The organism is uncultured Sulfitobacter sp. (genome assembly GCF_947499945.1).
Classification (GTDB): Bacteria; Pseudomonadota; Alphaproteobacteria; order Rhodobacterales; family Rhodobacteraceae; genus Sulfitobacter.
This window is the reverse complement of sequence record NZ_CANMQD010000001.1, coordinates 2007799-2024976: the sequence shown is the minus strand read 5'-3', so window position 1 is coordinate 2024976 and position 17178 is coordinate 2007799. Positions and strand designations below refer to the sequence as shown.

The following is a 17178-nucleotide window of genomic DNA, read 5'->3' as shown; positions in this document are numbered from 1 at the left end:
CGCTTGAGGAGTCGCACCATGGCCGCATATCAATACGTCTATCACATGCAAGGGGTCTCCAAGACCTATCCTGGTGGTAAGAAATGCTTTGAAAACATCCACCTGAACTTCCTCCCCGGTGTGAAAATCGGTGTGGTTGGCGTCAACGGCGCAGGTAAATCCACGCTAATGAAAATCATGGCAGGTCTGGACAAGGACTTCACAGGTGAGGCGTGGGTCGCCGAGGGCGCAAAAGTGGGCTATCTCCCGCAGGAGCCGAAACTCGACGAAACGCTGACAGTCCGTGAAAACGTGATGCTTGGCGTGGCAAAGAAAAAAGCAGTTCTCGACCGCTATAACGAGCTGGCAATGAACTACTCGGATGAGACGGCCGACGAGATGGCCGCCCTCCAAGACCAGATTGACGCCGAGAACCTCTGGGACCTCGACAGCCAGATCGACGTCTCCATGGAAGCACTCCGCTGCCCGCCAGACGACGCTGACATCTCCAAACTCTCTGGTGGTGAGCTGCGCCGCGTAGCGCTTTGCAAACTGCTGTTAGAGGCACCAGAAATGCTCCTCCTCGACGAGCCGACCAACCACCTCGACGCCGAAACAATCGCGTGGCTGCAACAGCACCTCATCGACTACAAAGGTACGATCCTTATCGTCACCCACGACCGTTACTTCCTCGATGATATCACCTCGTGGATTCTGGAACTCGACCGTGGCCGCGGCATCCCGAACGAGGGCAACTACTCCGATTGGCTGGAAGCCAAAGCAAAGCGCCTGTCCCAAGAATCCCGCGAAGATAAATCCCGCCAGAAAACGCTTGAGCGTGAGCTCGAATGGATGCGCCAAGGGGCCAAGGCCCGTCAGTCCAAGTCCAAGGCGCGGATCAAATCCTATAACGAGATGGCCGACCAGTCCGAGCGCGAAAAGCTGGCAAATGCCCAGATCGTCATCCCAAGCGGCCAGCGCCTTGGCTCCAAAGTGATCGAGGTCGAGGGCCTGACCAAACACATGGGCGACAAGCTTCTGGTCGAAAACCTCAGCTTCTCCCTGCCGCCCGGTGGCATCGTCGGCGTGATCGGCCCCAACGGTGCGGGTAAATCCACGCTGTTCAAAATGCTCACCGGTCAAGAACAGCCCGACAGCGGCACAATCGAGATCGGCGACACGGTCCAGCTTTCCTATGTGGATCAGTCCCGCGATGACCTGAACCCCGACGATAACGTCTGGCAGGCGATCACGGGCGGCGCAGAGCTGATCCAGCTGGGAGACGCGGAAATCAACTCCCGCGCCTATTGCTCGTCCTTCAACTTCAAAGGCGGCGATCAGCAGAAAAGAGTCGGTCTTCTGTCGGGTGGTGAGCGTAACCGCGTGCACATGGCGCGCTTGCTCAAATCAGGCGGCAATGTGCTTCTCCTCGATGAACCGACAAACGACCTCGACGTCGAAACCCTCCGCGCGCTCGAAGACGCGCTTGTTGATTTTGCTGGTTGCGCCGTAGTCATCTCTCACGACCGCTTCTTCCTTGACCGTATCTGTACCCACATCCTCGCATTCGAGGGCGAAGCCCACGTGGAATGGTTCGAAGGCGCTTTCTCCGACTACGAAGATGACAAAAAGCGCCGCCTTGGTGCCGATGCCCTTGAGCCTAAGCGCCTCAAACACAAAAAGTTTGTCCGCTAATCTTGAGATTGACTGTATTTACATGACGCAAGGGGTGGCAGTAATGCCGCCCCTTTTCTGTTCACCCACCCGAAATGCGCATGGACAATCGCTCGAACAATCCGTCCACCTCGTAGGGCGCTGCCTGCACTGTCAGGTCCGCACGCCCCTGAAAACTACGCATCTTGTCTGCGGCGGCTTTGCCCGACCAAATAGGCGGCCCATCAAGGCGGCGAATGCTCACCGTGGGCGCAGTGGGGTGCCCGATCGCAAAGGCATCCCACCCTTGCACCAATAGGGTATTCGCCCGCTGTTGCAGATCATTCAGATCAATCTCCGCAACTCCATGGGTCACGCAGATCATCGCCCCCCGCCCGGTATAAGCAAAACGCGTCGTGTCATTGTCGATCTTGTGGCTCAGTACACGTGCAACCGCATCCACGCTGTCGCGGAATTGGGCAGGTCTGCTGCCACGGTACAGACCCAGCGCGTTGTCGATCTGCACCGTAAACAACGTCATCTCATAAAGCGCGTCCGCGTGGCGTAACAGCTCGTTTTCCAGTGCAAGGAACCCCCGCACTCCGGGTCCGCGTTTAAGGTCAAACCGATCGTCAAACGACACATCCGCAAGTCGCCCGATCTCCTCCAGTGCAACTTCGTTCATCCTCTCACGCGCCAACCCGTCGTTAAGCAGGGCGGCGAGCCTGATCCGCGTCACCAGTTCCAACACGTCGAACGGTTTGCTGACAAAATCAGTGGCTCCCGCCTCAAACGCACGGGTCATCATATCCCGTGCGCGGCTGCCGGTGATCATCAGAACGGGCGTCGCTCGATACTGCTCAATGGTACGCAGCCTGCGACACACTTCAATCCCGCTGATCTCGGGCAACATCACATCAAGCAGGAAAACCTCATAAGGCTTTGAGGCCACTTCAATCAGTTCCAGCGCATCCTCTGCCGAAGCGGCAAATGTAATGTCATCAAAACCGCTGCTTTCCAGCGCAGTCCCCAAAATATCGAGCATGACCGGATCATCATCTACCGCTAGAATACGCATTACCCAAACCCTCTTAAATCAAACTATCGCTTCGGTCAGAGGATCGGCGCGAAACAGGGCAAGGCTGCGGCACAGGGGTGTCAGCCATACGAAAACCACTTCTGATTTTACGAGAATGGTGGGCAAACATGGAATCGCCTCACGCGGCAAACCTTCATCGCTTGCACCCTTGCGATACCACATGTCGCAGAGTTCAATGCAACGCAACACGTCTAAGAGGCAAGGTGGCTTTATGAATTTTATTCATTTATATCAGAAACTAAGCATCAATATTACATTAAAGAATCCACCCCCCGAAAATTGGCAGTTCTTCGCCATCCCTGCGCACCACTCTTGAAATTAAGTGGCATCCGTGCCATGTTGGCAGGTGCAATCGTTACCGTTATCCAGACCACTGTCTTCGCATCTGCGCTCAGTCTCTCGATTACAGACCGACCATGCCGAGCCATCGCACACCGCGGATGGCACTAAAACTCAGGAGACTACGGAATGGCTACTGGCACCGTAAAATGGTTTAACACAACAAAAGGCTTCGGCTTTATCGCACCCGATGGCGGCAGCAACGATGTATTCGTACACATCTCTGCTGTTGAGCGCGCAGGCCTCACAGGTCTGGCCGACAACCAGAAAGTGACCTTCGACATTGAAGCAGGCCGTGATGGCCGTGAGTCGGCGACAAACATCGCCCTCGCCTAAGCTGGTAAAGCAGGTTAAACACCCGCTTTACACGAAAATTTGACCGACCATTCTGCAACGGATGGTCGGTTTTTGTGTTCTCGGGTTGAAAAATCGCTACATATGGTGAAAATAGCCGAAAATATATATTCCATAAGGACACAATAATGCTCCGTCGTACCTTCATCGCAAGCACTGCCGCTGCAACCGCCCTGCCGCAGATTGTCTCCGCACAGTCTGCCGCTTTTGATCCCACACCACAGATGGTTCGCATCAAAAAGCAATATAATAAGGGTGAGTTGCTAATCCTGCCACGCAGCTACTACCTGTACTTGGTTACAGAAAAAGGTATGGCCATGCGGTATGGCGTTGGCGTTGGCCGAGCAGGCCTCGAATTCACGGGTTCCGCTTTGATCGGCGCGAAAAAAGAGTGGCCCACATGGCGCCCGACCAATGAGATGATCGAACGTGATCCAAAAGCATATGCGCGTTTCGTTGGCAATACAGACGCCCAGCCTGGCGGCCCTGGCAACCCGCTTGGCTCCCGCGCTCTGTATTTGTTCCAAAACGGTCGCGACACATACTTCCGCATCCACGGCACAACAGCGACTAACTCAATCGGCCGCTCCGTATCCAACGGCTGTATCCGCATGCTGAACGCCCACGTCCAAGACCTGTACAAGCGCGTTCCAATCGGGACAAAGGTAACAGTCGTCTAAGCGATATTTCTTCCAAATTCGAACAGGGTCGGTGATTTCACCGGCCCTTTTTTGTGCATGCGCCAAAGTGCCGTATCGGAATTCTGGACACCCAAGCCCACACCCCCTATCGCAAAGCGACCCAGTTTTTTAGAGCACCCCATGATACCCACAACCTACCCCAGCCCGATCAAAAACCACCGCAGAGCGGACTTAGCCGTGCATATGTTTGGACTGGCCTTGGTCCTGATTGCAGGTGCCATTCTGATCGTAAAAGCCTCCGCAACACTCGAGCCAAAGTTGCTCGTCGCCATCACGGTTTATATCCTCTGCGCGCTCGCATCCAATCTCGCCTCAATCGCCTACCACTTCTCCCCATGGCATGCGCAGCGCAAGCTTCTGCGCCGTATCGACCACGCCGCCATCTATCCCAGCATCGCGGGTACCTTTACCCCGTTTTTTGTCTACGCCGACACCACATGGACAATCACCCTGCTCTGGGTCTGCTGGGTCCTCACCGTTATCGCCATCTGGAATAAGATCACTAATGAAACGGTCCAGTCTCGCTGGTCTACTGCATCCTACCTCGGGCTAGGTGCAATCGGCCTCAGCGCTCTGCCAGATATGACCACTGTTCCATTTGCAACTTTGTGGAGCATCATCATCGGCGCGCTCTGCTATGTCATCGGCACTGCATTCTACGTGCGTAAATCCATGCCCTTCCGATATGCACTGTGGCACTCTTGGGTGAACTTTGGTGGCATTGCGATGTTCATAGGCGTTTGGCTAGCGCTCTTTTAAACGAAAAAAGGGCCGGCACTCCCGCGCCAGCCCCTCAAAGATTTCAAAGTAAAGAGCTTACTTCAACGCAGCATCCGTAATTACGCTGGTCCACGCGCCAGTCGGCTGCTTGGAGATCACGGGATCAGAACCACCCGCCAGCAGCGTGTCCACTGTGCGCTGGAAATCCGCCTCGGCCAGTGATCCATCGGACCCTGCCGTCAGCTTGGCCACTTCCTTCATCATACGTACCTGCGCTTCCTCGGATTGCGCGCCTGTCTCGTCATTCTCGATAATGATCGCGCCCGCTTCCTCAGGGTTGCCCTCGGCATACTTCCAGCCCTTCATGGAAGCACGAACAAAGCGGGTCATCTTGTCGACAAACACTTCATCTTTGAGGTTATCTTCAAGCACCCAAATACCATCCTCAAGTGTCGCAACACCTTGATCCTCGTACTTGAACGTCACCAACTCGTCAGGGTTAACGCCCGCGTCCAGCACCTGACCGTATTCGTTATAGGTCATGGTCGAGATACAATCCGCTTCGCGCTGCAACAGTGGATCGACGTTAAAGCCTTGCTTTAGAACGGTCACACCATCCTCGCCGCCATCCGTGCTGATCCCTTCCTGAGACATCCACGACAGGAACGGATATTCATTGCCAAAGAACCAGACACCAATCGTCTTGCCCTTAAAATCCTGTACGGAGGTGATCCCCGTATCCTTCCAGCACGTCAGCATCAGACCCGATGTCTTGAACGGCTGCGCAATATTCACAACAGGCAGACCCTTCTCGCGGGCAGCCAAGGCGCTCGGCATCCAGTTCAGCATCGCATCCGCGCCACCACCGGCCAGAACCTGCGGCGGGGCGATATCAGGACCACCGGGCAGAATCGTCACGTCCAGACCTTCTTCCTCGTAAAACCCCTTATCCAGAGCCACATAATAGCCCGCAAACTGGGACTGCGTGACCCACTGAAGCTGCAAGGAAACCGTATTCGCATGACCATCCGCAAACACAGGCGTCGCGGCCAATCCTGCGGCACATGCCGCTGCAATCATAAAGTTCTTCATCATTCGACCTCCAAGTCGGTTGGTTAAACTCACGTCCCGTTTTTCGGGATCATCGTTATCGTTCCTATTATCGCTGCGAGGGGTGCCAAAAGGTTACCCTTTTCTCGATCAATGTCACCAAGCCATAGAACGCACTGCCCGCCACAGCTGCCACCACAATCTCGGCCCAGACCATATCAAGTGCAAGCTGCCCAAAGCTGGTAGAGATGCGAAACCCCATTCCCAAAGTGGGAGAGCCAAAAAATTCAGCAACAATCGCGCCAATGAGCGCCAGCGTGGTCCCGATCTTGAGCCCGTTAAAGATAAACGGCAAGGCCGCAGGCAGGCGCAGCTTGAACAGCGAGGCCCAATACCCCGCCGCATAAGTCCGCATCAGGTCGCGCTGCATGTTGTCCGTGTCCTTTAACCCCGCAACCGTATTCACAAGGATCGGAAAGAACACCATCACCGCAACCACTGCCGCCTTTGACTCCCAGTCACTTCCCAGCCATTTCACCAAAATCGGCGCAGTCCCCACAATTGGCAACGCTGCCATGAAACTTCCCACAGGCAAAATCCCCCGCGTCAAAAACTCCGAACGGTCCGCCAGCACAGCCACAGCAAAGGCCGCAACTGTCCCGATGATATACCCGATCAAAGCTCCCTTGAGCACGGTCTGCTTGAAATCCGCCCACAAGATCGGCCCCTCCTGCGCGATCCGCTCCATGACCGAGGAGGGCGCAGGCAGGATCACAGGGTTCACTTCGAACCCCAGCACCATCAACTCCCACACCACCACGATCGTCAGCCCAAATATCGCAGGCACCGCCAGCTTCACCGCCATCGCATCCGACGACGCCCCATTGGACAGCCGCACATTCAACCACCATCCCGCGGCCCAGATCACAAGGGCAAGCACCACATACATCATGCCGCCGCCATCCCCATACGCCGCAGGGTGACGCGCTCAACCGCACTGAATATCGCGACCAATGCCGCCGCCGTCAAAGCCGCCGCAAACAAGGCTGCCCAAGACACCAGCGGCTGACCATACTGATCCCCCACCAACATCCGCGCCCCAAATCCGGCCCGCGCCCCCGTCGGCAGCTCCGCCACAATCGTCCCCACCAGCGAGGCCGAAATACCAATCTTCAACGATGCAAACAGATACGGCGCTGACGCAGGCAACCGCAAAGACCAAAACCCCTGTGACCCCGAGGCATTATACGTCCTGAGCAAATCCAGTTGCATTGCAGACGGACTGCGCAACCCCTTCACCATGCCCACGACCACAGGAAAAAAAGACAGATAGGCCGCGATCAATGACTTCGGAAACAGCCCCTGCACCCCCATCGAACCCAGCACCACAATCACCATCGGCGCAAGTGCGAGGATCGGGATCGTCTGGCTCACAATCGCCCAAGGCATCACAGAGCGGTCCATCACACGGCTGTACACAATCCCCACCGCCAGCAATATCCCCAGCCCCGTACCGATCACAAACCCCAACAAGGTCGGCGCAAGCGTCACCCAGCCATGATAGACCAAGGACCGCTTCGAGGTGATCTTCTTGTTGAAAATCGTCTCGTACATCTCCCCCGCAACCTGCTGCGGGCTGGGCAAACGCGGCCGCTTGAACTGATAGGTGAGCGGGATCAACTCGACATTGCGCACCGCCAGCCCAAGCCCACTAAATTCCTGCCGCACTTTTGGCGTATCAGGCACCACAACCGCGCCGTCTCGCTGCGCCTGATCTGCCACCAAATGCATATTCATCGGGATCACAGCGAGCAGCCAAATCCCAAGGATCGCCGCCACAACAGTCAACACAGGCAGAACAGACTTCACACGACACCCCCCATACGGGAGGGTGGGCGGGACGCCGTCGCAGACGCGTGCCGCACGACCTCACTCATCGGAAAGCCCCGCTCGCAGCCCTTCACGCACACGGTGCGCAATCGCCAGAAACTCGGGGCTCTCACGTATCTCCAATGGCCGCTCTTTCGGCAACGTGCTCTCGATCACATCCGTAATCCGCCCTGGCCGCGGTGACATCACCACAATCTTGGTGCTCAAATACACCGCCTCGGGGATCGAATGCGTGACAAAAGCAATCGTTTTTCGCGTCCGTTCCCATAGATGCAACAATTGCTCGTTCAAATGGTCCCGCACAATCTCGTCCAGCGCACCAAAAGGCTCGTCCATCAACAACAAATCGGCGTCAAAACTCAGCGCCCGCGCAATACTCGCCCGCTGCTGCATCCCCCCGCTCAACTGCCAAGGAAACTTGTTCTCGAACCCCCCAAGCTCCACCAGCTCCAGCACGCGGGCCACCCGCTCCGCCTGCTCGGCTTTCGGCACCCCCATGATCTCCAACGGTAACCGGATATTCCCGCCAATCGTGCGCCAAGGATACAACCCCGCCGCCTGAAACACATAGCCATACGCCCGCGCCTCCCGCGCCGCGCGCGGAGACACACCGTTCACAGTAATCTCCCCCCCCGTAGGCTGTTCCAAATCCGCCATCACCCGCAGAAAAGTCGTCTTCCCACACCCCGAAGGCCCGATAAAGCTGACAAAATCGCCCTGCTTGATGTCCAGATCAACACCCTTGAGCGCATGCACAGGGCCATCGTTTGTTTGGAAGGTTAGGTCGAGGTTTCGGGCGCTTACTACGCTCACTATATTCTTCACATCACCACCGGTCTTAAAGGACGCGAAAAGCGATACGTCAACAGAGCAGAAATTAGGACCAATACAGGTCCCACTACATATAAATAGAGGCGGTCAGCGATGCCAAATGGTGCATCACAATTGAACTTCATCATTCCTTCACCACCATCCGTAGGCGGAATGAATACGGGTTCTTGTGCACAAAATATCATCCCGTTTACAATATTCTGTACAAGATACCCAATCACAATTAGCCCAATTACGAGCGCCAAATAGCGGTGCACATATAGCCTTGCAGCCCATAAGAGCGCCCAGACAAGCAACACGGCAATAGTCATGGTTATCAACAACGCAGCGATCATCCCAAATAACATCAAATCCCCGCCGGAATGTTCAACGGATCGCGTTTGATCATCTTCGGCGAATTCAACTCTTTCCATTTACTCAACGCCACATTCGCACTCGGGAACGCAGGCCGCGGAATAAACCGCCCCCGTCCCGGATTCGGCTGGGAGTTCTGCCCCCAAGCCCAGATCACTTCCCCACGGCTCAGCGTAAACCGCGACTGCGCGCGCACCTCAAACCCCTCGAACACGTTGTAATCCAGAACCGAATGATGGTTCGCAGGCGAAATGGTCTTGGTAATCTTCGGATCCCACACCACTATATCCGCATCCGCTCCTTCCACCAGCGCACCCTTGCGCGGGTAGATGTTCAGGATTTTCGCAACGTTGGTCGAGGTCGCAGCGACAAATTCATTCATCGTCAACCGCCCCGTCTCGACCCCTTCGGTCCACAGCACGGCCAGTCGTTCCTCAAGCCCGTTCGACCCGTTCGGAATAATCCGGAAATCATCGCGCCCCGCCCGCTTCTGCTCGGTGCTGAACGCCGCATGATCCGTCGCGACCACCTGTAACGACCCCGCCTGCAATCCCGCCCAAAGGCTGTCCTGATGGTCCTTGCTGCGGAACGGCGGCGACATCACACGCCGCGCCGCATGGTCCCAATCCTTGTTGAAATACTCGCTCTCATCCAGCGTCAGAAACTGGATCAGCGGCTCACCATAAACCCGCATCCCCTTTTGCCGCGCACGGCGGATCGCCTCATGGGTTTGCTCACACGACACATGCACGATGTACAAAGGCACGCCCGCCGTATCCGCAATCGTAATCGCACGGTTGGCCGCTTCGCCTTCAAGCTCTGGAGGCCGCGAATAGGCATGACCCTCAGGCCCCGTAATCCCCTCGTCAAAATACTTCTGCTGCAATTCCGCAACCAGATCGCCGTTCTCCGCATGCACCATCGGCAGCGCACCAAGCTCGGCACAACGCTTGAAAGAGGCGAACATCTCGTCGTCCTCAATCATCAACGCGCCTTTGTAGGCCATGAAATGCTTGAACGAATTCACGCCCATATCCACGGCATCTTTCATCTCGTTAAAGACATTCTCGTTCCAGCCCGTGATCGCCATGTGATAGCCGACGTCCGAACAAATCTGCGGCGCGCTTTTCCGGTGCCACTCATTGATCGCATTCTTGATCGAGCCGTCTTCACCGGGTAGGCAGAAATCCACAATCATCGTGGTCCCACCACAGGCCGCCGCCCACGTCCCACTCTCGAACGTCTCGGCCGCAGTGGTCCCCATAAACGGCATCTCCAGATGCGTATGCGGATCAATCCCACCAGGGATCACATAAGCCCCCTCCGCATCGATATACTCATCCCCCTTGAGGTCCTCATCAATGCGAACGATCTTCTCGCCCTCAATCAGAATATCCGCTTTCCAAGTCCGGTCCGCCGTGACGACCGTGCCGCCTTTGATTACTTTGGTCATGCGTCAATTCCTTTTGTTTCAAAGATGAACCTGATGAGATAATAGAAGGTAAAGCACGAGAAATATGCAAATAATGCATACACAGAAGTTTGAGTGAATACCGAGGCAGCATCCCCGCTTAACCCAAGCATTTCCAGCGTGCGCAACTGCCCTCTAAGGCTAATCAAAGAATACAGACCAGCACACAGAATAGACAAGACTGCCGCATCGAACCATCTGTAAAGCAGAGCGGCGGCAACAAGAATAGATAGAAAAAGCAGTGAGAGCAGATGCGCGACTGCGCCGCCAATCACCGCACCAAGGGCAGGCTCAAAAGCCCAGCCATATGCTACAAAAGCCAAGATCAAAAACTGATAAGATATCAATTTGAGGCCGTTGTTCCTCACCCCACAATCTCCGCCGTCTCCACAACCGCGTGCAATAGCACATCCGCCCCCGCCATGGCCCACTCCTTCGTGATCTCTTCCGCCTCGTTATGGCTCAGACCGTCCACGCACGGACACATCACCATCGCCGTAGGTGCCACGCGGTTGATCCAGCACGCATCATGCCCCGCCCCTGAAATCAGGTTCATGTGGCTATACCCCAACCGCTCCGCCGCGTTGCGCACAGCGGTGACACAGCCCTCGTCGAACGCCACGGGATCAAACCCACCCACCTTCTCGAATTCGATGCCCAGCCCCATCGCGTCGGCAATCGCCTGCCCCTCAACCCGCAGCCGCGCCTCCATATCCTCGATCACGCTCAACTCGGGGGAGCGGAAATCAACCGTAAACACCACACGACCGGGGATCACATTGCGCGAGTTTGGAAAGACATCAATATGCCCTGCCGCTCCCACAGCATGCGGCGCATGGCTGAGTGCTATTTCCTCCACCTTCTCCAATATCCGCGCCATGCCCAGTCCAGCATTTTTACGCAATGGCATCGGGGTAGAGCCTGTATGCGCGTCCTTGCCCGTCACCGTCACCTGCGTCCACGACAGCCCTTGGCCATGCGTCACCACACCAATATCCTTGCCCTCAGCCTCCAAAATCGGCCCCTGCTCGATGTGCAGCTCGAAAAACGCATGCATCTTGCGCGCGCCGACTTCTTCCTCACCACGCCAGCCAATCCGCTTTAACTCATCGCCAAAACTCTTGCCCTCGGCGTCCGTCTTGCCGTACGCCCAGTCCTGCGTATGGATGCCCGCAAACACGCCCGACGACAGCATTGCAGGGGCATAGCGTGTGCCCTCTTCGTTCGTGAAATTCGTCACAACAATCGGGTGCTTGGTCTTGATCCCCAGATCATTCAGCGTGCGCAAAATCTCCAATCCGCCCAAAACACCCAGAACGCCATCATACTTACCGCCCGTCGGCTGCGTATCAAGATGGCTGCCCACATAGACTGGCAACGCCTCAGGGTCGGTCCCTTCGCGATGCGCAAACATATTCCCCATCTGGTCAAGGCCCATCGTGCATCCCGCACCCTCACACCACCGCTGGAACAGCGCACGCCCCTCCGCATCCTCATCCGTCAGCGTCTGACGGTTGTTGCCCCCCGCCACACCTGGCCCGATCTTTGCCATCTCCATCAGGCTGTCCCACAAACGATCAGGGTTAATCTTGAGGTTCTGTCCCGGTGTTGGAGAATTGGGCGCTGGCATCGGCTGGCTCCTATCTATCGGTATCGTCTGACGGCGATCTAAATTTTACCAAATGGTAAAGCAACGATTGCCCCTGCCTTCCTGTCTGTCAAGAACTGGTTTAGGCTCAGCTTCACAGCCGTCTACCATCTGCCTATTTTCCCAGCACCAAGCGAGCCGCCGTGAACGACATTCTCCCGAAAAAGCCAAGCCGCATCCAGACCCGCAACCGCCGCCTGATTCTCGACGCCGCCTTGGAAGTCTTCTCCCGCGACGGCTATGGCGGTGCTACACTTGACGCGATAGCCAAAGGGGCAGGCCTCAGCAAACCCAACTTGCTCTATTATTTCGACGGCAAAACCGAGATTTACGTAACCCTGCTGAGCCAACTCTTGGAAACATGGCTCGACCCGCTGATCGAGTTGGACGCTAAAGGCGACCCCGTCGAGGAACTGCTCAACTATGTGCGCCACAAACTCGATATGGCGCTGGAGTTGCCCCTTGAAAGCAAACTCTTCGCAGGTGAAATCCTACAAGGTGCCCCACGCATTACTGCCCACCTCACGGATGATCTCAAACCCCTTTTTGACCGCAAATGCAAAGTCATTCAGACATGGATTGACGCAGGCCACCTCGCCCAGATTGACCCCGCGCACCTGATCTTTTCGATCTGGTCCACAACCCAGCACTACGCCGATTTTGGCGCCCAGACCTCCGTTCTGCTCGGAACAGAGGATCCCGCCAAACGCGCCCATGCCCATCTAGAGCAGATGTTCCGCAAACTGCTCCAGCCCGTTAACCAATAGGTTACTTTTCAGGGCAAAATTAATACACTGTTCACCCTATACTGGGTATCTTGTATGTGGGTGCGGGCTTCTTTTTAATGAAAAGGGGCAAAAGATGGCGTTAAATATTCCAGTCAATCTGATGAATACATCCGCACCACCACTTCAAACAGCTACCAACAGCGGTGCAGCAATTGCCGCTGTCACTACCATCCAGCCAACCACCAGTAGCGCAGGATCAAGCGGAAATGCCTTCGATGGGGGCGGGTTGAACAAAGGCAGATCAGAGCAACACGCGCTGATGCTCCAACAACGCACAACACAACCAGCGACAAAAACACCGACGCAGGCAGAGCCGGAATCAATCGTTGCTGCGCAAACTCAGCCCGAAACAGCCCTGCAGCAAACGGCTACAGAACTGCCACAAACCAGTAAACAGAATGCATCAAGACAATCAGAACTCGACCGCTATGCGCCACCCAATCCGCTACCAACAGCGCCGATCCTACAACTCGCAGCCTCCTACGCCGCGCTCACCGCGAAACCTGACTAAGCTCTCACTCTGCCGCTGTGGCCGACGGGTTGTTGGGGTGCGTTGTCCAGTTGGCATAAGTATCCTCAACAACCTTTCCGGTACGCGGATCGACTGTCCCTGCATCCATCTCAACCATCGTAATGCAATTTTCAACAGGGCAGACCTCGACACACAAGTTACAGGCCACGCATTCCTCTTCAATCACGGTGAAAGTGCGGTCCTCCGACATGGCAATCGCCTGATGCGAGGTGTCCTCGCAGGCCGCGTAACAGCGCCCGCAACTGATACAATCCTCCTGATTGATCTGCGCCTTGGCGATGTAGTTAAGGTTCAGATATTGCCAATCCGTCGTATTCGGCACCGCTGCCCCCATGAAATCATCAATGGAGGTATGACCCTTTTCGTCCATCCATTCCGACAAACCACTGATCATCTCCTGCACGATCTTGAAACCATAGGTCATTGCCGCCGTACAGACCTGTACATTGCCACAGCCCATAGTGATATATTCCGCCGCATCGCGCCATGTCGTCACGCCACCAATACCGCTGATCGGCATCCCCGCTGTCGCAGGTGCACGTGCAATCTCGCTCACCATGCTCAGGGCAATCGGCTTGACCGCTGGCCCGCAATAACCGCCATGCGTGCCCTTGCCGTCAATGCTCGGGTGCGGAGACATCGTATCCAGATCGACCGACACAATCGAGTTGATCGTGTTGATCAAACTCACCGCATCCGCCCCACCCCGCCGTGCCGCTTCCGCAGGTTTGCGAATGTCGGTGATGTTGGGCGTCAGCTTCACAATCACTGGTTTGGAGTAATATTGCTTGCACCAGCGCGTGACCATTTCGATGTACTCGGGCACCTGCCCCACGGCAGCACCCATGCCCCGCTCGCTCATCCCGTGCGGACAGCCAAAGTTCAGCTCGATTCCGTCCGCACCAGTCGCTTCAACCTTCGGCAAAATATCTTTCCACGCCTGCTCCTCACAGGGCACCATGATGCTCACAATCATCGCGCGGTCCGGCCAGTCGCGCTTGACCCGCGTGATCTCATCCAGATTGGTCTGCAAATCGCGGTCTGTAATCAACTCGATGTTGTTGAGGCCCAGCACCCGCCGATCCGCCCCATGGATCACACCGTATCGTGGCCCGTTGACGTTCACGACAGGCGGCCCCTCCATACCAAGCGTTTTCCACACAACACCACCCCAGCCCGCCTCAAAGGCGCGGCGCACGTTGTATTCCTTATCCGTCGGCGGCGCCGAGGCGAGCCAGAAGGGATTTGGAGATTTGATGCCCAGAAAATCAGTTGTCAGATCAGCCATTTCATACGCTCCTAAACATCAACGAGGGTCTGAAACCCGCCGTAAATCATCCGCGCCGCGTCAAACGGCATGCTGCCCATATCGGCCAGCCGCGGATCACGCATCGCTTTTTCCATGCTCGCATCACAGGTCGCCTTGTCGGGCCATTCCTGCCAGCCCGTCACAACGGTCTCCCCCTCCTCGGCCGCAACAGCCATGGGAAATGAAGTCTTCTCGCCCTCAGGCACCATATCACCCCAAAGCTCAACGACCCGCGTCGCTCCATGTGATTTGAAAATCTCCGCCGCCATCTTGCAATGCGCAAGGTACGCGTCTTTCTGATCCGTTGGCACTGCGGCCACAAAGCTCATCACATACATCTCACACACTCCCGCTCAAATCCGCATGAATATCCATCGCAGCATCGCGCCCCTCGGCCACCGCAGTCACCGTCAGGTCATCGCCGCCAGAGGCACAATCGCCCCCTGCCCAAACACCCTTAACCGATGTCCGCCCATTGGTATCCACAGCGATCTTGCGCCCTTCCAGATCAGGCAGCGCATCGCCCTCCAACGTTTGACCAATCGCTTTAAAAACCTGATCAGCAGCAAGGCGCAGCGTCTGGCCCGTCGGCATCATATCGTCGCCAACATAATCAAACTCGATCTCGCGTACCGAGCCATTCCCATGCACAGCCTTGGGCGTCGCATGAGTCACAATCCGCACGCCTTTACTTGCTGCTAAATCCTGCTCAAACACACTTGCATTCATCGCATCACGCCCACGGCGGTAGACCAGTGTGACATTCAGCGCGCCCAAAAGCTTGGATTGAACCGCCGCATCAATGGCAGTCATTCCGCCACCAATCACCACTACATCACGCCCCACAGGGACACTGGCCACATCACTGGCCTGCCGCAACTCAGCAATGAAATCCACCGCATCCAGCACGCCATCCTTGTCAGCCCCTTCCACGCCCAGCGCATTCACACCACCAAGGCCCATGCCAAGGAATACCGCATCAAACTTCGCTCTCAACCCTTCAAGGCTCAGATCAGCGCCCAGCGCCCTGCCCGTTTCAACTGTAATCCCGCCAATCTTGAGCAGCCAATCCACCTCGCCTTGGGCAAACCCGTCAGGCGTCTTATAGGTCGCAATCCCGTATTCATTCAGCCCGCCCGCCTTGGGCTTGGCGTCATAGACCACCACATCATGCCCCAACATCGCCAAGCGGTGCGCCGCAGACAGACCCGCAGGCCCAGCACCCACAACAGCCACACGCTTGCCCGTAGGCTCTGCGCGTACAAAGGGATGCACACCCTGCACCTGCAAATGATCCGTGGCATAACGTTGCAATTGCCCAATCAACACAGGCTTGCCCTCCGCCATTTCCCGCACGCAGGCTTCCTCGCACAGCTGCTCCGTCGGGCACACCCGCGCACACATACCGCCCATAATATTCTGGCTCAGGATCGTCTTGGCCGCCGCATCGGGCGTGCCCGTCGCGATCTGGCGAATGAACAGCGGTATGTCGATATCCGTAGGACAGGCCGTGATGCACGGCGCGTCATGGCAAAAGTAACAGCGATCCGCCGCCACCACCGCTTCATGCTTGTCCAGCGGCGGATGCAAGTCACTGAAATGCGCCTCATATGCCGCAGGGTCCAAGCGCCCCGCCGTCACACCCGGTTCAAAAACCCTGTCTGCCATATGTCGATCCTCCGCCAACTACACGTTTCACGATAACGCTGGCACAGGTCTATTTTTTTATCAACTGGTAAAAATTATTGCACGGCCCGTAAAAACAACGCTGCACAATTTTCAGGCAAAGCGGTTTAATCGACCGCCTCTACGTTTTCGATCAACTCAAGCACCAATGGGCCAATGGCCGTCACAATGCGCTTCACGCCGTCGGGATTGGGGTGGATACCATCCGCCTGAAACCACGCGCCCAGCTTGGCAGGGTCCGCCGTTTCACCCTCCTCCACCAGCCCCGCAAAGAAGCTTTGCAAATATCCTGTGCCATAGGCCTCCGCCAACTCAGGATAGATCGCATCAAATTGTTGCTTGTACTCCGCACCATAATTCCCGGGCGCATCCAGCCCGATCAAAAGCACTTCGACATCCGCTGCTTCCGCTGCTTTCAGAATGCCTTCAAGGTTGCTGCGCGCCTGCTCTGGCGACAGACCGCGCAGCAGGTCATTGCCCCCCAACGCCACAATCATCGCGTCCACATCTGGTGTCAGGGTCCAGTCCACGCGGCTCAGACCGCCTGCCGTGGTATCCCCGGACACCCCCGCATTGACCAGCCGCACATCGGCGCCCTGCTGCTCCAACCACGTCTCCAGCTGTGGCACAAAACCATCCGACTGCATCAGGCCGTACCCTTGCGTCAGACTATCCCCAAGCGCCGCAATCACCACTTCGCCAGCTTGGGCAAAACTGGCCCAAACCATAAGAATCCCTGTCAAAGCCTTGCGCATCGCCACATTCCCTCCATAT

Annotated in this window: 20 protein-coding genes; 6 read left to right on the top strand and 14 right to left on the bottom strand. The window is 56.3% G+C overall.

All coding sequences use genetic code 11. The features are described 5' to 3' along the window. Positions 1-18: 18 nt before the first annotated feature. The gene (ettA, locus tag Q0775_RS10100; RefSeq protein ID WP_298859848.1) at positions 19-1674 is read left to right on the top strand and encodes an energy-dependent translational throttle protein EttA; all 1656 of its coding nucleotides are present in this window, start codon (positions 19-21) and stop codon (positions 1672-1674) included. Positions 1675-1735: 61 nt separating this feature from the next. On the opposite strand, the gene Q0775_RS10095 is transcribed toward ettA, so the two are convergent. Beyond that, on the bottom strand, positions 1736-2710 hold the full coding sequence (locus Q0775_RS10095) for a response regulator (RefSeq protein WP_298859846.1): 975 nt from the start codon (positions 2708-2710) through the stop codon (positions 1736-1738). 18 nt (positions 2711-2728) lie between these two features. Then, the gene (locus tag Q0775_RS10090; RefSeq protein ID WP_298859844.1) at positions 2729-2893 is read right to left on the bottom strand and encodes a hypothetical protein; all 165 of its coding nucleotides are present in this window, start codon (positions 2891-2893) and stop codon (positions 2729-2731) included. Positions 2894-3199: 306 nt separating this feature from the next. On the opposite strand from Q0775_RS10090, the gene Q0775_RS10085 reads away from it, so the two are divergent. The 3 genes from Q0775_RS10085 to Q0775_RS10075 all read left to right on the top strand — a co-directional run bounded on the left by Q0775_RS10085 (position 3200) and on the right by Q0775_RS10075 (position 4884). Beyond that, on the top strand, positions 3200-3406 hold the full coding sequence (locus Q0775_RS10085) for a cold-shock protein (protein ID WP_298859842.1): 207 nt from the start codon (positions 3200-3202) through the stop codon (positions 3404-3406). 146 nt (positions 3407-3552) lie between these two features. Continuing rightward, the gene (locus Q0775_RS10080; protein WP_298859840.1) at positions 3553-4104 is read left to right on the top strand and encodes a L,D-transpeptidase; all 552 of its coding nucleotides are present in this window, start codon (positions 3553-3555) and stop codon (positions 4102-4104) included. Positions 4105-4245: 141 nt separating this feature from the next. Next, complete coding sequence (locus tag Q0775_RS10075; protein WP_298859838.1) at positions 4246-4884, top strand: hemolysin III family protein; 639 nt, start codon at positions 4246-4248, stop codon at positions 4882-4884. A 57-nt stretch (positions 4885-4941) separates the two neighbouring features. Here the strand turns inward: Q0775_RS10075 and Q0775_RS10070 are convergent, their stop codons facing one another. The 8 genes from Q0775_RS10070 to Q0775_RS10035 form a co-directional block, all read right to left on the bottom strand. Further along, a complete protein-coding gene (locus Q0775_RS10070; RefSeq protein ID WP_298860036.1) occupies positions 4942-5937 on the bottom strand; it encodes an ABC transporter substrate-binding protein in 996 nt (331 codons plus the stop codon). A 67-nt stretch (positions 5938-6004) separates the two neighbouring features. Beyond that, entirely contained in the window at positions 6005-6847 is an 843-nt protein-coding gene (locus Q0775_RS10065; RefSeq protein ID WP_298859836.1) for an ABC transporter permease, read from the bottom strand. Next, complete coding sequence (locus Q0775_RS10060) at positions 6844-7764, bottom strand: ABC transporter permease subunit (protein WP_298859835.1); 921 nt, start codon at positions 7762-7764, stop codon at positions 6844-6846. Before Q0775_RS10060 ends, Q0775_RS10065 begins: the two co-directional genes overlap by 4 nt. A 60-nt stretch (positions 7765-7824) precedes the next feature. Continuing rightward, on the bottom strand, positions 7825-8601 hold the full coding sequence (locus tag Q0775_RS10055) for an ABC transporter ATP-binding protein (RefSeq protein ID WP_298860034.1): 777 nt from the start codon (positions 8599-8601) through the stop codon (positions 7825-7827). Positions 8602-8606: 5 nt separating this feature from the next. Beyond that, on the bottom strand, positions 8607-9029 hold the full coding sequence (locus tag Q0775_RS10050; RefSeq protein WP_298859833.1) for a hypothetical protein: 423 nt from the start codon (positions 9027-9029) through the stop codon (positions 8607-8609). Further along, entirely contained in the window at positions 8963-10423 is a 1461-nt protein-coding gene (gene hydA / locus Q0775_RS10045; RefSeq protein ID WP_298859831.1) for a dihydropyrimidinase, read from the bottom strand. The genes Q0775_RS10050 and hydA overlap by 67 nt, the downstream gene beginning before the upstream one ends. Further along, positions 10420-10809, bottom strand: coding sequence for a hypothetical protein (locus Q0775_RS10040; RefSeq protein ID WP_298859829.1), 390 nt, complete (start codon positions 10807-10809; stop codon positions 10420-10422). Before Q0775_RS10040 ends, hydA begins: the two co-directional genes overlap by 4 nt. Continuing rightward, positions 10806-12071 (bottom strand): Zn-dependent hydrolase, encoded by a 1266-nt coding sequence (locus Q0775_RS10035; RefSeq protein ID WP_298859827.1) that lies wholly within the window; start codon positions 12069-12071, stop codon positions 10806-10808. Before Q0775_RS10035 ends, Q0775_RS10040 begins: the two co-directional genes overlap by 4 nt. A gap of 161 nt (positions 12072-12232) precedes the next feature. Between Q0775_RS10035 and Q0775_RS10030 the strand changes: the two genes are divergently transcribed. Together Q0775_RS10030 and Q0775_RS10025 are read left to right on the top strand one after the other, a co-directional pair. Then, a complete protein-coding gene (locus Q0775_RS10030) occupies positions 12233-12856 on the top strand; it encodes a TetR family transcriptional regulator C-terminal domain-containing protein (RefSeq protein WP_298859825.1) in 624 nt (207 codons plus the stop codon). Between the two features lie 94 nt (positions 12857-12950). Then, positions 12951-13388, top strand: coding sequence for a hypothetical protein (locus Q0775_RS10025; protein WP_298859823.1), 438 nt, complete (start codon positions 12951-12953; stop codon positions 13386-13388). 4 nt (positions 13389-13392) lie between these two features. Here the strand turns inward: Q0775_RS10025 and preA are convergent, their stop codons facing one another. The 4 genes from preA to Q0775_RS10005 form a co-directional block, all read right to left on the bottom strand. Beyond that, positions 13393-14697, bottom strand: a complete 1305-nt coding sequence (preA, locus tag Q0775_RS10020; RefSeq protein ID WP_298859821.1) for an NAD-dependent dihydropyrimidine dehydrogenase subunit PreA — start codon at positions 14695-14697, stop codon at positions 13393-13395. An 11-nt stretch (positions 14698-14708) separates the two neighbouring features. Further along, positions 14709-15056 carry a DUF1428 domain-containing protein gene (locus Q0775_RS10015; protein WP_298859819.1) on the bottom strand — a complete coding sequence of 116 codons (348 nt, stop codon included), beginning with the start codon at positions 15054-15056 and terminating at the stop codon, positions 14709-14711. 1 nt (position 15057) lies between these two features. Continuing rightward, positions 15058-16386: an NAD(P)-dependent oxidoreductase gene (locus Q0775_RS10010; protein ID WP_298859817.1), complete on the bottom strand. Its 1329-nt coding sequence runs from the start codon at positions 16384-16386 to the stop codon at positions 15058-15060. A gap of 125 nt (positions 16387-16511) precedes the next feature. Beyond that, complete coding sequence (locus tag Q0775_RS10005) at positions 16512-17159, bottom strand: arylesterase (RefSeq protein ID WP_298859815.1); 648 nt, start codon at positions 17157-17159, stop codon at positions 16512-16514. Positions 17160-17178 lie beyond the last annotated feature (19 nt).

What these genes read in the sequence shown, in the direction of transcription:
- ettA (WP_298859848.1), top strand. Translation starts at nt 19, where the DNA reads ATGGCCGCATATCAATACGTCTATCACATGCAAGGGGTCTCCAAGACC.
- Q0775_RS10095 (WP_298859846.1), bottom strand. Translation starts at nt 2,710, where the DNA reads ATGCGTATTCTAGCGGTAGATGATGATCCGGTCATGCTCGATATTTTG.
- Q0775_RS10090 (WP_298859844.1), bottom strand. Translation starts at nt 2,893, where the DNA reads ATGTGGTATCGCAAGGGTGCAAGCGATGAAGGTTTGCCGCGTGAGGCG.
- Q0775_RS10085 (WP_298859842.1), top strand. Translation starts at nt 3,200, where the DNA reads ATGGCTACTGGCACCGTAAAATGGTTTAACACAACAAAAGGCTTCGGC.
- Q0775_RS10080 (WP_298859840.1), top strand. Translation starts at nt 3,553, where the DNA reads ATGCTCCGTCGTACCTTCATCGCAAGCACTGCCGCTGCAACCGCCCTG.
- Q0775_RS10075 (WP_298859838.1), top strand. Translation starts at nt 4,246, where the DNA reads ATGATACCCACAACCTACCCCAGCCCGATCAAAAACCACCGCAGAGCG.
- Q0775_RS10070 (WP_298860036.1), bottom strand. Translation starts at nt 5,937, where the DNA reads ATGAAGAACTTTATGATTGCAGCGGCATGTGCCGCAGGATTGGCCGCG.
- Q0775_RS10065 (WP_298859836.1), bottom strand. Translation starts at nt 6,847, where the DNA reads ATGATGTATGTGGTGCTTGCCCTTGTGATCTGGGCCGCGGGATGGTGG.
- Q0775_RS10050 (WP_298859833.1), bottom strand. Translation starts at nt 9,029, where the DNA reads ATGGAAAGAGTTGAATTCGCCGAAGATGATCAAACGCGATCCGTTGAA.
- hydA (WP_298859831.1), bottom strand. Translation starts at nt 10,423, where the DNA reads ATGACCAAAGTAATCAAAGGCGGCACGGTCGTCACGGCGGACCGGACT.
- Q0775_RS10035 (WP_298859827.1), bottom strand. Translation starts at nt 12,071, where the DNA reads ATGCCAGCGCCCAATTCTCCAACACCGGGACAGAACCTCAAGATTAAC.
- Q0775_RS10025 (WP_298859823.1), top strand. Translation starts at nt 12,951, where the DNA reads ATGGCGTTAAATATTCCAGTCAATCTGATGAATACATCCGCACCACCA.
- preA (WP_298859821.1), bottom strand. Translation starts at nt 14,697, where the DNA reads ATGGCTGATCTGACAACTGATTTTCTGGGCATCAAATCTCCAAATCCC.
- Q0775_RS10015 (WP_298859819.1), bottom strand. Translation starts at nt 15,056, where the DNA reads ATGTATGTGATGAGCTTTGTGGCCGCAGTGCCAACGGATCAGAAAGAC.
- Q0775_RS10010 (WP_298859817.1), bottom strand. Translation starts at nt 16,386, where the DNA reads ATGGCAGACAGGGTTTTTGAACCGGGTGTGACGGCGGGGCGCTTGGAC.
- Q0775_RS10005 (WP_298859815.1), bottom strand. Translation starts at nt 17,159, where the DNA reads ATGCGCAAGGCTTTGACAGGGATTCTTATGGTTTGGGCCAGTTTTGCC.